Here is a 13,463-nt window from a genome sequence, read left to right on the forward strand (position 1 = left end):
CCCACCCACCCCCGCCCCCGAACGTTCCGCCACCCGTCGACCGGCGTTCGGCCCGCCGACGCCTCGCCACCGCCCCCCACTCATGCTCGAAACTGCGCGAAACCCGATATGATCGCGCAGATTCACTCACACCTCTCGCTGTTCGCCCCGGCCGGCGAACCGCGACGACCACCCTGGGGGCGTCCGCCGTGATCCTCACCGTCACACCCAATCCGGCGCTGGACGTCACCTACACCGTCCCCGGGTTCCGACCGCACACCAGCCACCGGGTCACCGAGGCGGCCGCCCAGGCGGGCGGCAAGGGCGTCAACGTGGCCCGGGTGCTCACCGCACTGGGCCGCCCCGCCCGCTGCGTCCTGCCGCTCGGCGGCCCCACCGGCGACGCCGTCCGCGCCGACCTGGCCGCCGCCGGACTCGACCACGCCGAAGTGCCGATCGGCGGCGACACCCGACGCACCGTCACCATCGCGGACGGCACCGACGCCACCGTCCTCAACGAACCCGGCCCCGCCCTGACCCCCGCCGAATGGGACGCCCTGCTCGACGAGACCGCCCGCCACCTCCCGCAGGCCGCCGTCCTGGTCCTCTCCGGCAGCCTCCCGCCCGGCGCCCCCACCGACGGCTACGGCCAACTCGTCGCCCTGGGACGCCGGTTCGACCTCCCCGTGGTCCTCGACGCGGACGGCCCGGCCCTGCTCGCCGCCCTCCCCGCCCGCCCCACCGTGATCAAACCGAACGCCGCCGAACTCACCGCCGCCACCGGCCTCCCCGACCCCCGCGGCGCCGCCCGGGTCCTGCTCCGCCGCGGCGCCGAATCCGTCCTCGCCTCCCTCGGCCCCGCCGGCCTGCTCGCCGTCGACCCCCACGGCACCTGGCGCTGCGCCCCACCCGCCCCCGTCCCCGGCAACCCCACCGGCGCAGGCGACGCCACCGTCGCCGCCCTGGCCGCCGGCCTCTCCGGCAACGCCGGCTGGCCCGCCATCCTCCCCGACGCCGTAGCCCTCTCCGCCGCCACCGTCCACCACCCCCGCGCCGGCCACTTCCACACCCCCACCTACCACCACCTCCGCGCCACCCTCACCGCCACCCGCCTCGACCACACCACCTCCCTCACCCCCTGACCCCGCACTGACCCGAAGCCGCACCTGCGACACCGGCTTCAGGAGAGCCGTGCTCACCCGAAGCGCATCCGCCGCACCCCGGGAACCTCTCAACTCCCGCTCCTCACCGGCCCGTCCGGGCCCGCCGCATGGCATCGTTCGTCCCGTGACCACGACGACCACCCACGTCTACGGCCCCGAGCGCAAGGCCGTCGACGTCCACCGCCCCGACGGCCCGGCCGGGCCGCGGCCCGTCGTGCTGCTCTGGCACGGCCGCGGGCCCGACGAGCGGGAGGTGCTCGCTCCGTTGGGCCGGGCCGCCGCCGCGCTCGGGGTGCTGGTCGTCGTACCGGACTGGCGCTCCGACGCGGCCGACGGCGGGCGGGGGCACCTGCTGGCCTCGGCCGGATTCGCCCGGGAACTGGCCGGGCCCGCACCGCTGGTGCTGGCCGGGTGGTCGATGGGCGCCCGGGCCGCCGTCGCCGTCGCGCTCGGCCCCGGCGCGTTCGACGGGTTCCGGCCGCACGCGGTGGTGGCGCTGGCGGGCTCGTACGCCACCGCGGCCGCGAGCACCGGGACCGTCCCGCTGGACGACCTGCGCACCGCCGCCCGCGACGTCCCCGTCCACCTGCTGCACGGCACCGCCGACACCGTCGTGCCCGCCGAACGCTCCCGCGATCTGCACGCCGCCCTGCGGGCCCGGTCCCACCCCGCCACCCACCGCGAACTGCCCACCGACCACGCCGGGTTGGTCCTCACCGCCTACTCCCCCGCCGCCGACCGCTGCCTGCCCACCACCGCCCCGCACGCCCTCGCCGCCGGCCGGGCCGCCGCCCAGGCCCTGGCTGCCGCGGCCCGCTGATTGCGGTGCGGGGCGGGCGGATCGCTCGGACGACGGCCGCCATGGTCCTGGACGACCGGGCCGGGCGCGGCGGGCTGATCGGACTCGGTGGCGGCGGGGAGGTGTGGTGCGCGGACAGCGGGGGTGGCGGGCCGGCGCTGGTGCTGCCGCATCCGGGGGTGGGGGATTCGCGGGTGTGGGACGCGGTGCTGCCGGGGCTGCTCGGGCGGTTGCGGGTGGTGCGGTACGACGTGCGCGGGTACGGGCGCGGCTGCGTTCGGTCGCGCCGGCCCGGCCGGCGGAGGACGTGCGCCGGCTCCCCGGCCCGCCGGTGTTCGACCGGCTCGGCGCACTCGCGGGCCTGCCCGCCCGGTGCTGGGCGGCGGCCTGGACCTGCCGCCCGCCGTCGACTGCGCGGAGCGCACCGCCGAGCGGCTGGGCTGCGAACTGCTCCGGCTCCCGGGCCTCGACCGCCTGCTGCCGCTGCGCGCCCCCGCGGAGGTCGCCTGAAGACAGTACGGCGGCCCCCGCCTCCGAGCCGCCGACCTGCGCGTTCCGGTAGCCTGGCCAGTCCGACAAGTCACCCCGAGTCGGACATGTCAGGAGGTGCGCGCCGTGGCTGCCGTCCCGTCCCCGTCGCAGGTGGTGGCCGCCGTGGACCTCGGCGGGACGAAGACCGCCGGTGCGATCGTCACCGGTGGCGGCGAGTTGCTGGCCCGGACCGAGCGGCCGACGGCGGCGGGCGGGGACGCCGAGGCGGTGTTCGCGGGTGTCGCGGGCGTCCTGGACGAGCTCGCCCGGCATCCGGCCTGGCCGGTCGTCACGGCGGTCGGGGTGGGCAGCGCGGGGCCCGTCGACACCGCGGCGGGCACGGTCTCCCCGGTCAACATCCCGTCCTGGCGCGGTTTTCCGCTGGCCCGGCGGATCGCGGAGCGCACCGCGCTGCCGGTGCGCCTGCTGGGCGACGGGGTCGCGCTGGCCGAGGCCGAGCACTGGCTGGGCGCCGCCGCCGGTTACCGTGACGCGCTCTGCATGGTGGTCTCCACCGGTGTCGGCGGCGGCCTGGTGCTGGGCGGCCGGGTCCATCCCGGCCCGAGCGGGAACGCCGGGCACATCGGCCACCTGAGCGTCCAGTGGGACGGCGAGCCCTGCCCGTGCGGCGGGCACGGCTGCCTGGAGGGGCTGGCCAGCGGACCGGCGATCGTCCGCCGCGCCCTCGCCGCCGGCTGGCGTCCCGTCGACGGCACTCCCCGCACCGCCCGCGCGGTCGCCGACGCGGCCCGCGGCGGCGACCGGGCCGCCCGCACCGCCTTCGACCTCGCCGCCCGGGCCCTGGCCGCCGCGATCGCCGGCACCGCCGCCCTGGTCGAGCTCCAGGCCGTGGTGATCGGCGGCGGCGTCGCCCAGTCCGGCCCGCTGCTACTGGACCCGCTCGCCCGCCACCTCCCCGACTACGCCGGCCTGCCCTTCACCCACGGCATCGCCGTCCACCCCGCCCGTTTCGGCCCGGACGCCGGCCTGGTCGGCGCGGCGGCAGCGGCCCTGCGCGCCCAGCGGTGAGAGCCCCGACGGCAGCCCTGCGCGCCCAGCGGTGAGAGCCCCGACGGCAGCCCTGCGCGCCGAGTGGTAAGAGCCCCGGCGGCGGCCTCCGGCCTCACCAGCTCGGGTACTTGCCGTGCCCGATCCGGTAGACCTCGTTCTTGATCCCGGCCGCGGCCGACGCCAGTTTCCGGATCTGGTCGGCCTGGTCGGAGCTGGGCGCGGACAGTCCTGCCGCCGCCACGCTTCCGCTGACGGCCCTCGGCAGGTCGGCCATCGCGGTGGCGATCCGGTCGCGCGACTGCCCCAGCGTCTGGTCGAGTTGGCCGACGGCGCTCGTCACGGACTGCTTCATCCCGTTCACCGCCTGCTCCAGGTTCGCGAATCCGGCGATCACTGCGGCGGTGGTGCGGCGCTGTTCCCAGATCTGGGCGAAGACCGGGTGCATCTGGGCCTCGTAGGTCAGCGAGGCGAGGGCTTCCACGGCCCCGTTGGCGGCGCCCAGGGCGGTCTCCCGGTCCAGTTGCACCGGGAATTCCGAGATCGTCTTCGGGTCCCCGCCGTTCCTCGCGAAATTCTCCAGTTCGAGGGCGTGCTTGGCCGCCTCGCGCCCGATCGAAGAAATTTCGTCGCGGTAGACGCCGACGCAGTGGTAACCGGTTTCGATGGCGGACCAGAAGGGCGAGAAAGCGCCGTTCGCTTTGTGGGTCCGCGCGTTCTGGATCCATCCGTGGCCGTTGTCCAGGTGGCCCGGCGCCCGCTCGAACGCCGCGACCGCCCGCTGCGCGGCGGCGACCGCGGCCCGCGCGGCGCTCTCCCTCCGCTCCGCCGTTTCCCGGACCTCCCGGTCGGCCTCCGCCTTCCGGCTTGCGAGCGCCCTCCGCGCGCGCACCCGGCGCTTGTGCCACGCCCCGATCCCGACCCGGACGAAGAGTCCGGCGATTCCGCCGAGGACGGAAATGAGTCCGGTCAGGGCCGGCTGGTCCTGATAGATCCCGACGAAGAACTTGGAAATGATCCACATCGTGACGGCAATACCCGCCACGACCCCTATCACCCCGAACATCTGGCACCCCTCGAAGCAGAAGATCCGAAAAAATCGGAAAGCGAATCCGCCGGTTCGACCTCCCCCGCCTCGCCCCCGGATGCCCGCATCATAGCGGCACGCTTCCGTTTCCGGAATGCTCCGGAATTGACATGGGGCGGTCACCGGAAGGGCCGTCGCCGCCCGAATTCCGCGCGCCGGGAAAAGGAAGTACCCGGACTTTCCGGTGACCGCCCGCCCGCCCGGCCGTACGCTGAGGTCATGCAGTCGGTCGAGGGGGCGGTCGATCCGCTCGCGTTGTGGGAGATCGCCACTCCGTCGCGCACCTGGCGGCTGCCCGGGGTGGCGATGGCCGGGTTCCGGGCGCGCGGGGCGGCGGATCTGGGGGTGGTGCCGTTCCCGGCGGTGACGTTGGCGATCGATCTGGGGGCGCAGCCGCTGGTGGTCGCGGACGGCGGGCGGCGGGTGGCCGGGAGCGCGGTGGTGGGGCTGGCGCCGGAGGGGTTGCGGGGCGGCGGGCGGGACGTGGTGTGCCTGCAGGTGCGCCTGTCGCCGGTGGTCGCGCACGCGGCGCTGGAGGGCCTGGCGGCGGAGGGCGGCCCGCTGCTGGCCCTGGACGAGCTGTGGGGGCGGGACGCGGCCCGCTGGGAGGAGCGGCTGCGGGCGGCGCCGTCCTGGGAGTCCCGGTTCGGCCTGGTGGCCCGGGCGTTGGCCGCCCGGCTCGCGCAGGGCCGCCGGGTGGATCCGGAAGTCGCGTACGTGTGGGCCGAGTTGACGCGTTCGCACGGGGCGGCGCGGGTGGACGGGCTGGCCGCGGAGGTGGGGTGGAGCCGCAAGCGGCTGTGGTCGCGGTTCCGGGCGCAGGTGGGGCTGTCCCCCAAGCAGGCGGCCCGGCTGGTGCGGTTCGACCACGCGGCGCACCGGTTGGCGGCGGGGCAGCGCCCGGCGGCCGTCGCGGCGGAGGCCGGCTACGCGGACCAGTCGCACCTGCACCGGGAGGTCGCCGATTTCGCCCGGGTGACGCCGTCGGCGGTGGCCCGCGAGCCGTGGCTGTCGGTGGACGGAGTGGCCTGGTCCGCCCCCGGCTACCTGCACGGCTAGCGCCCCGGGAACAGCCGCGCCACGGTCGCGGGGCGCCCGCGGAACGGCTGCGATCGCGGGGCACCCGCAGAACGGCTGCGGTCGCGGAACATTCGTCCAAGACCGCTCCCGGGCCGGGCGGCGAGACTGCGGGCATGACCGAGAACCTGTTCACGTCCCTGTCCCGGTACGGCGTCGACGCGCCCGGTTTCGTCGCCTCGACCTCCGCCCTCGGCGCGGCCTGCACGCTGGCGGCCGCCGCCCGCCCGTTCCGCGGCCGGGCGGCGGTGGCGGGGCTGGGGGCCGGGCTACTGGTGCAGGCGGGGGTGTACCTGCACACCACGCTGCACGGCAAGTTCCGGGTGTGGGAGCGGGAGTTGGACGCGCTGGGGCTGCGCGGCGACGAGCGGGCGCTGGACATGGGCTGCGGCCGGGGCATGGTGCTGATCGGAACGGCGCGGCGGCTGCCGCGCGGGCGGGCGGTGGGGGTGGACCTGTGGGCGTCGAAGGACCAGAGCGGCAACACTCCGGACGCGACGCTGGCCAACGCCGTCGCGGCCGGCGTCCGGGACCGGGTCGAGGTGCACACCGCCGACATCACCGGACTGCCGTTCCCCGACGCGGACTTCGACCTGGTCACCTCCGCCCTGGTGCTCCACAACATCCCCACCATGCCTGCCCGGCTGCGCGCCGTGGACGAGGCGCTGCGGGTGCTGCGCCCGGGCGGCCGGCTGCTGGTCGCGGACATCTCCTCGATGGTCCGCCGCTACGCCGCGCACCTGGGCGCGGGCACCGTCCGCGACCTCGGCCCGGCGTACTGGTACGGCGGCCCGTGGCTGCCGGTGTCGATGCTCGAACTCCGCAAGCACGCCTAGAACGAGGACGCCTGGAACGAGGACGTCTGGAACGAGGACGCCTCGGACAAGGACGCTTCGAACAAGGGCTCCTAGAGCAAGGGCTCTAGAAGTTGAGCGACTCGATCACCAGCAGCGCGCCCACCGCGAGGTTGGCCCAGCGGTAGGTGACGAGCACGGCGACGAACTCGCGGATGGTCGCGCTGGGCCAGTAGTACGCGGCGGTGGGCGAGCCGACGACGTGGCCGTTGACGCCCTCGCGGCGGGCGAAGACGGCGGCGCGGAAGGCGTGGAAGTTGTTGGTGACGACGACGCAGCGGTAGTCGGGGTCGGCGGCGGCCATGATCGCGTGGCTGAAACGGAGGTTCTCCTCGGTGGTGCGGGAGCGGTCCTCGCGGATGATCCGGTCGGCGGGGAAGCCCTGTTCGACCAGGTGGTCGGCCATCGCGTGGGACTCGGGGAGCTGTTCGTCGGAGCCCTTGCCGCCGGAGACGACCATCAGCGGGGAGCGGCCGCGGGCGACCTGCCGCTCGTACAGGCGGCGGCCGCGCTCCAGGCGGCTGGCGAGCAGCGGCGGGACGCGGCTGCCGTCGAGCAGGCCGGTGCCGAGGACGACCACGTAGTCGACGTCCTCGCGCGGGGTGAGCCGGCCGTACAGGTAGGCGTAGCCGACGAAGCAGGCGAACAGGAAGGAGAGGTAGCAGGCGAGCAGGAAGACGGTGCGGGCGATCACCACCAGCACCTCGGAGTCGGCCCGGGTCGCGGCCAGCAGCAGGGCGAAGACCGCCAGGATGCCGAGGCCGCACAGCAGGGCGAGCAGGTTGGCGAGGCTGCGGCCCTCCTTGCGGACCATCTTGAGGCCGTTGGCGATGAGCAGCCCCGCGAGGACCAGGCTGCCCAGCGCGGGCGTCAGCACCACCACGATCAGGACGGTCTCGGCGGCGGCCGAGTCGGCCCGGTGGAGGGTGGCGAGCAGCGCGAGGGCGAGCAGGGTGACGGCGAGGCCGAGGCACACGGCGTTGCCGAAGCGGCGCCGGTCGCGCAGCACCCCGACGCCGGCCAGCAGCAGGAAGAGGAGCGCGAGGGCGTACAGGAGCATGGCGACAGCCTAGGCAGGAACGGGCCCCGCCCGCCGGTGACCGGGCGGGCGGGGCGGGTGTGCCGACGTGGTGTCAGCGGCGGCCAGCGAGGGTGCTGCCGAGCACCGGGAGCCCTTCGGCCAGGTCCTCGGCGATCATGCGCTTGGCGATGGCGTCGGCGGCGGCGCGCAGTTCGGCGCTGCGCGGGCGGCCGCGGTCCTCCTCCAGGCGGTGGTTGAGCCAGCCGGACCAGGCGCGGGTGATGGTCGCGGCTTCCTGCTCGCCGGCCGGGGTGTGCTGGTAGAAGCCGTTGTGGGCGTCCAGGAAGCCTTCGACGACCATCCGGTCGAAGACCGGCTGGAGGACTTCCGGGGGGATCCGGCGGCGGGCGGCGATCAGGTTGAGGTTGGCGTGGCCGACGGTGCGGGTGAACAGCTCGACCTGCATGACGGCCCAGGCGCCGGCCACGTCGAGGCGGGTGCCGGAGGAGTTGACGACCTGTCGGGCGGTGTCGAGTCCGGCGCTGCCGAGGAGTTTGGCGACGGCGAGTTCGAGGACCCGGGAGGAGTCGCCGGAGGACGGCTGGGCGAAGCCCTCGCCCATGTCGGAGGAGGTGGCCCGGGCGGAGTCGCGGAGCTTGACCTGCTTGAGGAAGAGCGCGACCACGAAGCCGACCAGGGCGACCGGGACGGTCCACAGGAAGACGGTGTGCAGCGAGTCGGCGTACGCCTGGATGACCGGTGCGGCCTGGTCGGCGGGCAGGTCGTGGACGCCGTGCGGGCTCTGCGCGGCGGCGGCGAGCCGCTGCGGGTCGGCGCCGGTGGCCTGGGCGGCCTGGGCGACGCCCGCGGCGAGGTTGGTCTTCAGCGAGTTGGCGTAGATGGTGCCGAACACGGCGGTGCCGAACGAGGAGCCTAGGGTGCGGAAGAAGGTGACGCCGGAGGTGGCGGTGCCCAGGTCGGCGTAGTCGACGGTGTTCTGCACGGCGATGGTGAGCACCTGCATGCACAGGCCGATGCCGGTGCCGAGCACGAACATGTAGAGGCTGGCGAGCCAGGCGCTGGTGCCGACGTCCAGCAGCGAGAGCAGGTAGAGGCCGATGCCCATCACCACCGAGCCGACGATCGGGAAGAGCCGGTACTTGCCGGTCTTGGAGACCACGTTGCCGGAGAAGATCGAGGCGATCAGCAGGCCGAGCACCATCGGCAGGGTGCGCACGCCGGAGACGGTGGCCGAGTCGCCGTCGACGTACTGCAGGAAGGTCGGCAGGAAGGTCAGCGCACCGAGCATGGCGAAGCCGACGATGAAGCTGAGGATCGAGCAGACCGTGAACACCTGGTTGCGGAACAGCCGCATCGGCAGGGTGGGTTCGGCGGCCCGGGTCTCCACCCAGCAGAACAGGGCGAGCGCGACCACGCCGGCCGCGAACAGGCCGATGATCACGGCCGAGCCCCAGGCGTACTCGTTGCCGCCCCAACTGGTGGCCAGGATCAGGGCGCTGGCGCCGATGGCGACCAGCACGATGCCCAGGTAGTCGATGACCGGGCGGGCGGCGGACTTGACCACGGGGATGGTCCGGGCGGCGGCGATCACCACCACGACGGCGATCGGCACGTTCACGTAGAACGCCCAGCGCCAGGACAGGTGGTCGGTGAACAGGCCGCCGAGCAGCGGGCCGATCACCGTGGCGACGCCGAACACCGCGCCGATCGCGCCCTGGTACTTGCCGCGCTCGCGCAGCGGGATGACGTCGGCGATCAGCGCCATCGAGGTGACCATCAGGCCACCGGCGCCGACGCCCTGGACGGCGCGCCAGATGATCAGCAGCAGCATGTTGGTGGACAGGCCGCACAGGAACGAGCCGATGATGAAGACGACCGTGGAGACCTGGAAGACGATCTTGCGGCCGAACAGGTCGCCCATCTTGCCGACCAGCGCCGTGGTGACGGTCTCCGCCAGCAGGTAGGAGGTCACCACCCAGGACATGTGGGAGGCGCCGCCGAGGTCCGCCACGATGGTGGGCAGCGCGGTGCCGACGATGGTCTGGTCGAGGGCGGCCAGCAGCATGCCCAGCACGATGGTGCCGAACACGACGTTCCGCTGCCGCCGGTCGAGGACGGGCGGGGCTGCCTGGCTGACTTCGCTGGAGGTGGTCACCCTGGCATCGTCACACTTCGTCCCGCTTTGTCCGGCTCGACACCCCGTGCCACCCGAGCATGATCAGCCGATGGTGCGACAAGAAGACCGGCCTGTCGCGTTAGAGGGGCATGGAGAGCCCGACGAAGACCGGCACCGACGGCAACCCCCCGGACTTCCGGGACTTCGCCGCCGCCCGCGCCCGCCACCTGGTCCGCACCGCGTACCTGCTGACCGGCGGCGACGCCCACCTCGCGGAGGACCTCGCCCAGGAGGCGCTCGGCAAGCTGTACGGGAGCTGGCGCCGGGTCTCCCGGATGGAGAACCCCGCCGGGTACGCCCGCACCGTCCTGGTCAACACCTTCCTCAGCCACCGGCGCCGGCGCAGCAGCAGCGAGCACGTCACCGACACCTTCGCCGAGACCCCCGCCCCCGGGCCCGACCCGACGCTGCGGATCGCCCTGCTCGACGCGCTCGCCGAACTCCCGCAGCAGGACCGGGCCGTGCTCATCCTGCGCTACTGGGAGGACCTCGGCGTCGAGGAGACCGCCACCGCGCTGCGGATGACCTCCAGCGCCGTCCGCTCCCGCGCCTCCCGCGCGCTGAGCCGGCTGCGCACCCGCCTCGGCGACCAGCTCGACGACCTCGCCCGTCCCTGACCCGCCGCCCGCGCGCCTCCTCCCGTCCCTGACCCCGCCCTCACCGCACGCCACGGAGCCCCGCCATGCCTTCGCCCTCCGAAGAGGACTTCGCCCGCGCCCTGCGGGCCGGCGCCGAACTGGCGCCCGCCGTGCCCGTCGACGAGTTCGCGCTGCGCGCCGAGCACCGCGGCCGCCGCCGCGTCCTGCGCCGCCGCGCCGGCATCGCCTCGGCCGTCGCCCTGGTGGTCGCCGCCGGATTCGTCCCCACCCTGCTGCCCGAGCACCGCGGCGGCACCGCCCCGGTCTCGCCGCCGCCCCGGGTCGACGGCGCGTTCATGCTCGACACCCTGACCGGCCTGCTGCCCCCGGACGGCACCGTCAGCGGCGGACAGGGCACCGGCACCGACCAGCGCGGCCCCGGCCAGCCCCCGCAGGCGTACCTCGACTACACCGACAGCCGCGGCAACAAGGTCCAACTCGCCCTCACCGTCGACGTGGTGGCCGCCCCGGTCACCCGCGACGCCCAGCGCCTGCTCTGCTACGAACCGGTCGTCCCCGGCGACGCCACCTGCGACCCCGCCACCCGCCCGGACGGCTCCGCCCTGCTGACCACCTCCTACGGCAGCCCCGGCTCCGACGAGTTCGACCTCAACGTGGTGCACACCCTGCCCAACGGCCGCCAGGTCCAGGTCCAGGAACGCGCCGCGGACCGCTCCGCCCGTCAACTCCCGCTGGACGCCGCCGCGTTGACCGCCATCGTGTCCGCCCCGCAGTGGCAGCGGGTGTTCGACAGCCTGGGCACCGCCCCCACCCGCCCCCCGGCCCGGCCCGCCCCCGCCGGCGACCGGATGCTCGCCACCCTGACCCCGCTGCTCGACGGCGTCCACCTGGACACCGGCCGCACCGCCACCGACCTGCCCGGCCGGATCCGGGTCGACGTCTCGGCCGACGGCCGCACCAGCACCCTGCTGCTCACCGTCACCCCCGGCTGGCGCCGCAGCTACCCCGCCGACCCCACCGCCTCCTTCCCCACCCTGCACACCATCGGCTCCTTCGACCGCCGCCCCGACGGCACCATGGTGAACACCACCCCGCTCGGCAGCACCCAGTCCCCGTCCAGCGGCGGCTACCTCGCCGACGCCCTGCTCCCCGACGGCACCCGGGTGAGCATCCGGCTCTGGAACGCCACCACCGACCGGGCCGGCGCCCAGCCCGGCACCCCCGTCCTGACCCTCGACCAGCTGTCCGCCTTGGTCACCGCCCACGTCTGGAGCATGATCTGACCCGGCCGCCCGACCGCCCGGCCGCTAGGAACTGCGCTTCATGTCGCCGGAGAAACCCTGCTGGACGTAGTGCAGGGAGCCGTCCTCGTTCGGGGTGAGGACGGCGTCCCCGGCGATCGGGCTGCACCCCGCGCTGACGGTCTCGGGCAGGTTCCGGGCCACCAGCCGGGACTCGGTCGCGGCGACCAGCGCCGCCTCGTTGGTGCACACCACCTGGTGGGTGCCGAGGCCGCCGTCGGTCTCCACGTAGGCGACCGGGTCGCCGACCGCGCCCTGGTGCAGGGTGAACCGGATGACGACCTTCGAACCGTTCGAGGACCGGGCCGTCCCCTCGAAGGTGCCCAGGAACGCGTCCGCGACGGCGTCCGCGCCGTCGGCCGTGTCGGAGGGCGAGGGCGAGGGCGACGGCGGGGCCTCGGTGTCCCCGTCGGTGCTCCCGGTGCTCCCGGTGCTTTCCGTGGTGGTGGGCCCGGGGGTGGGGGAGGTGCCGTCCGAGGCCCGCCCGTGCCCGCCCGGGCCGCCCGTCGCCGCCCACACGCCCAGGCCCGCCAGCGCCGCGGCGACGACACCGGTGACCACCAGCGGCACCACCCGGCGCCGGGCCGGCGGCTGCACGGCCGGGTACGGGTACGGTCCCGGACCCGGCGGGGTGGGCCCGTACGACGGCGGGGGCGGGCCGAACGACGCGGGCCCCGGGTGCGGGACGGTGGGCGCCGTCGCCGGAGGCGCCTGCGTCGGGGCGGCGAGGACGGTGGGCGGCGGCCCCGGGTCGGGGCGCGACTCCAGGTCCAGCAGCGCGACGGCCATCCGCGCCACCTCCTCGGACACCGCGCCGGGCAGCCAGCCCCGCTCGCCGAGCCGGGTCAGCCCCGCGGCGCTGCGCGCCAGCCGCTCCCGGAGCGCGGCCGGGGTCGGCCGGCGCTCCGGCTCCTTGTCCAGGCAGTCCCGCACCAGGGCGAGCAACTCGCCGTCCAGGCCGTCGAGTTGCGGCTCCTCGTGGACGATCCGGTAGAGCAGCCCGGCCGCGCTGTCCTGCTCCCCGAACGGGGCGCGCCCGGTGGCCGCGACGACCAGCACCGCGCCGAGCCCGAACACGTCGCAGGCCGGTCCGGCGGGAAGGCCCCGGGCCTGCTCGGGCGACATGAAGCCCGGCGAGCCGACCACGTACCCGGACCTGGTCAGCGCGGAGGTCGCGTCCAGCGCCCGGGCGATGCCGAAGTCGATCAGCCGCGGCCCGTCCAGCGCCAGCAGCACGTTCGACGGCTTGACGTCCCGGTGGACCAGCCCCAGCCCGTGCACGGCTTCCAACGCGTCGGCCAGGCCCGCGCCCAGCGCCCGCACCGTGTCCGGCGGCAGCGCGCCGAACCGCCGCACCGCCTCCGCCAGCGAGGGCCCCGCGACGTAGCCGGTGGCCACCCACGGCTGCGGCCCCTCCGTGTCGGCGTCCAGCACCGGCGCGGTCCACCGCCCGCCGACCCGCCGCGCCGCGGCCACCTCCTGCCGGAACCGCTGCCGGAACTCCCGGTCCGCGGCGAACTCCTGACGGACCGTCTTCACCGCCACCGTCCGCCCGCCCGCCGTCCGACCGAGGAACACCTCCCCCATCCCGCCGGCCCCCAGCCGCCCGAGCAGCCGGTACGGCCCCACGGCATGCGGATCGCCATCGCCGAGAGTCTCCAACGTTCCGCGCTCCTAGGCCACGTGCCGAACCATCAGGAAGCCCCCGGCACCACACACGGGATCTTCACGACGCACCCTAGGGCCTCCGCCACCCCCGCCGACACACCTCCCCCACTTCCGGACCGGATCGGAACCTCCCGGTTACTCCCCCACAACACACCCCGCCCCCGAGGAACCCCACACCC

Annotated in this window: 12 protein-coding genes; 8 read left to right on the top strand and 4 right to left on the bottom strand. The window is 75.1% G+C overall.

Going from position 1 to position 13,463, the window contains the following annotated elements:
- The first annotated feature begins 188 nt into the window (after positions 1-188).
- The 4 genes from IH44_RS0135775 to IH44_RS0135790 all read left to right on the top strand — a co-directional run bounded on the left by IH44_RS0135775 (position 189) and on the right by IH44_RS0135790 (position 3,501).
- Positions 189-1,121 carry a 1-phosphofructokinase family hexose kinase gene (locus IH44_RS0135775; RefSeq protein ID WP_030464002.1) on the top strand — a complete coding sequence of 311 codons (933 nt, stop codon included), beginning with the start codon at positions 189-191 and terminating at the stop codon, positions 1,119-1,121.
- A 145-nt stretch (positions 1,122-1,266) separates the two neighbouring features.
- Positions 1,267-1,962 (top strand): alpha/beta hydrolase, encoded by a 696-nt coding sequence (locus IH44_RS0135780; RefSeq protein ID WP_035957377.1) that lies wholly within the window; start codon positions 1,267-1,269, stop codon positions 1,960-1,962.
- 351 nt (positions 1,963-2,313) lie between these two features.
- Positions 2,314-2,451 carry a hypothetical protein gene (locus IH44_RS48815; RefSeq protein ID WP_232795221.1) on the top strand — a complete coding sequence of 46 codons (138 nt, stop codon included), beginning with the start codon at positions 2,314-2,316 and terminating at the stop codon, positions 2,449-2,451.
- Between the two features lie 105 nt (positions 2,452-2,556).
- Positions 2,557-3,501: an ROK family protein gene (locus tag IH44_RS0135790; RefSeq protein WP_030464004.1), complete on the top strand. Its 945-nt coding sequence runs from the start codon at positions 2,557-2,559 to the stop codon at positions 3,499-3,501.
- Positions 3,502-3,595: 94 nt separating this feature from the next.
- On the opposite strand, the gene IH44_RS0135795 is transcribed toward IH44_RS0135790, so the two are convergent.
- The gene (locus IH44_RS0135795; protein WP_157852578.1) at positions 3,596-4,546 is read right to left on the bottom strand and encodes a hypothetical protein; all 951 of its coding nucleotides are present in this window, start codon (positions 4,544-4,546) and stop codon (positions 3,596-3,598) included.
- A 240-nt stretch (positions 4,547-4,786) separates the two neighbouring features.
- Here IH44_RS0135795 and IH44_RS0135800 point away from each other — a divergent pair, with 240 nt between their 5' ends.
- Complete coding sequence (locus IH44_RS0135800; RefSeq protein ID WP_030464006.1) at positions 4,787-5,626, top strand: AraC family transcriptional regulator; 840 nt, start codon at positions 4,787-4,789, stop codon at positions 5,624-5,626.
- Between the two features lie 134 nt (positions 5,627-5,760).
- The gene (locus tag IH44_RS0135805; protein WP_035957379.1) at positions 5,761-6,480 is read left to right on the top strand and encodes a class I SAM-dependent methyltransferase; all 720 of its coding nucleotides are present in this window, start codon (positions 5,761-5,763) and stop codon (positions 6,478-6,480) included.
- Positions 6,481-6,565: 85 nt separating this feature from the next.
- Here the strand turns inward: IH44_RS0135805 and IH44_RS0135810 are convergent, their stop codons facing one another.
- On the bottom strand, positions 6,566-7,558 hold the full coding sequence (locus tag IH44_RS0135810) for a YdcF family protein (RefSeq protein WP_030464008.1): 993 nt from the start codon (positions 7,556-7,558) through the stop codon (positions 6,566-6,568).
- A 73-nt stretch (positions 7,559-7,631) separates the two neighbouring features.
- Positions 7,632-9,695, bottom strand: a complete 2,064-nt coding sequence (locus IH44_RS0135815; protein ID WP_030464009.1) for an MDR family MFS transporter — start codon at positions 9,693-9,695, stop codon at positions 7,632-7,634.
- A 110-nt stretch (positions 9,696-9,805) separates the two neighbouring features.
- On the opposite strand from IH44_RS0135815, the gene IH44_RS0135820 reads away from it, so the two are divergent.
- On the top strand, positions 9,806-10,333 hold the full coding sequence (locus IH44_RS0135820; protein ID WP_030464010.1) for a SigE family RNA polymerase sigma factor: 528 nt from the start codon (positions 9,806-9,808) through the stop codon (positions 10,331-10,333).
- A gap of 65 nt (positions 10,334-10,398) precedes the next feature.
- The gene (locus IH44_RS0135825; protein WP_030464011.1) at positions 10,399-11,598 is read left to right on the top strand and encodes a hypothetical protein; all 1,200 of its coding nucleotides are present in this window, start codon (positions 10,399-10,401) and stop codon (positions 11,596-11,598) included.
- Positions 11,599-11,622: 24 nt separating this feature from the next.
- Here IH44_RS0135825 and IH44_RS0135830 read toward each other — a convergent pair whose 3' ends face one another.
- Entirely contained in the window at positions 11,623-13,245 is a 1,623-nt protein-coding gene (locus tag IH44_RS0135830; protein ID WP_051818022.1) for a serine/threonine-protein kinase, read from the bottom strand.
- Positions 13,246-13,463 lie beyond the last annotated feature (218 nt).

It is taken from the genome of Kitasatospora sp. NRRL B-11411, assembly GCF_000721345.1.
GTDB classification, from domain to species: domain Bacteria; phylum Actinomycetota; class Actinomycetes; order Streptomycetales; family Streptomycetaceae; genus Kitasatospora; species Kitasatospora cineracea.

Coding starts and splice junctions, on each gene's coding strand:
- IH44_RS0135795 (WP_157852578.1), bottom strand. CDS start 4,546: ATGTTCGGGGTGATAGGGGTCGTGGCGGGTATTGCCGTCACGATGTGG.
- IH44_RS0135800 (WP_030464006.1), top strand. CDS start 4,787: ATGCAGTCGGTCGAGGGGGCGGTCGATCCGCTCGCGTTGTGGGAGATC.
- IH44_RS0135805 (WP_035957379.1), top strand. CDS start 5,761: ATGACCGAGAACCTGTTCACGTCCCTGTCCCGGTACGGCGTCGACGCG.
- IH44_RS0135810 (WP_030464008.1), bottom strand. CDS start 7,558: ATGCTCCTGTACGCCCTCGCGCTCCTCTTCCTGCTGCTGGCCGGCGTC.
- IH44_RS0135820 (WP_030464010.1), top strand. CDS start 9,806: ATGGAGAGCCCGACGAAGACCGGCACCGACGGCAACCCCCCGGACTTC.
- IH44_RS0135825 (WP_030464011.1), top strand. CDS start 10,399: ATGCCTTCGCCCTCCGAAGAGGACTTCGCCCGCGCCCTGCGGGCCGGC.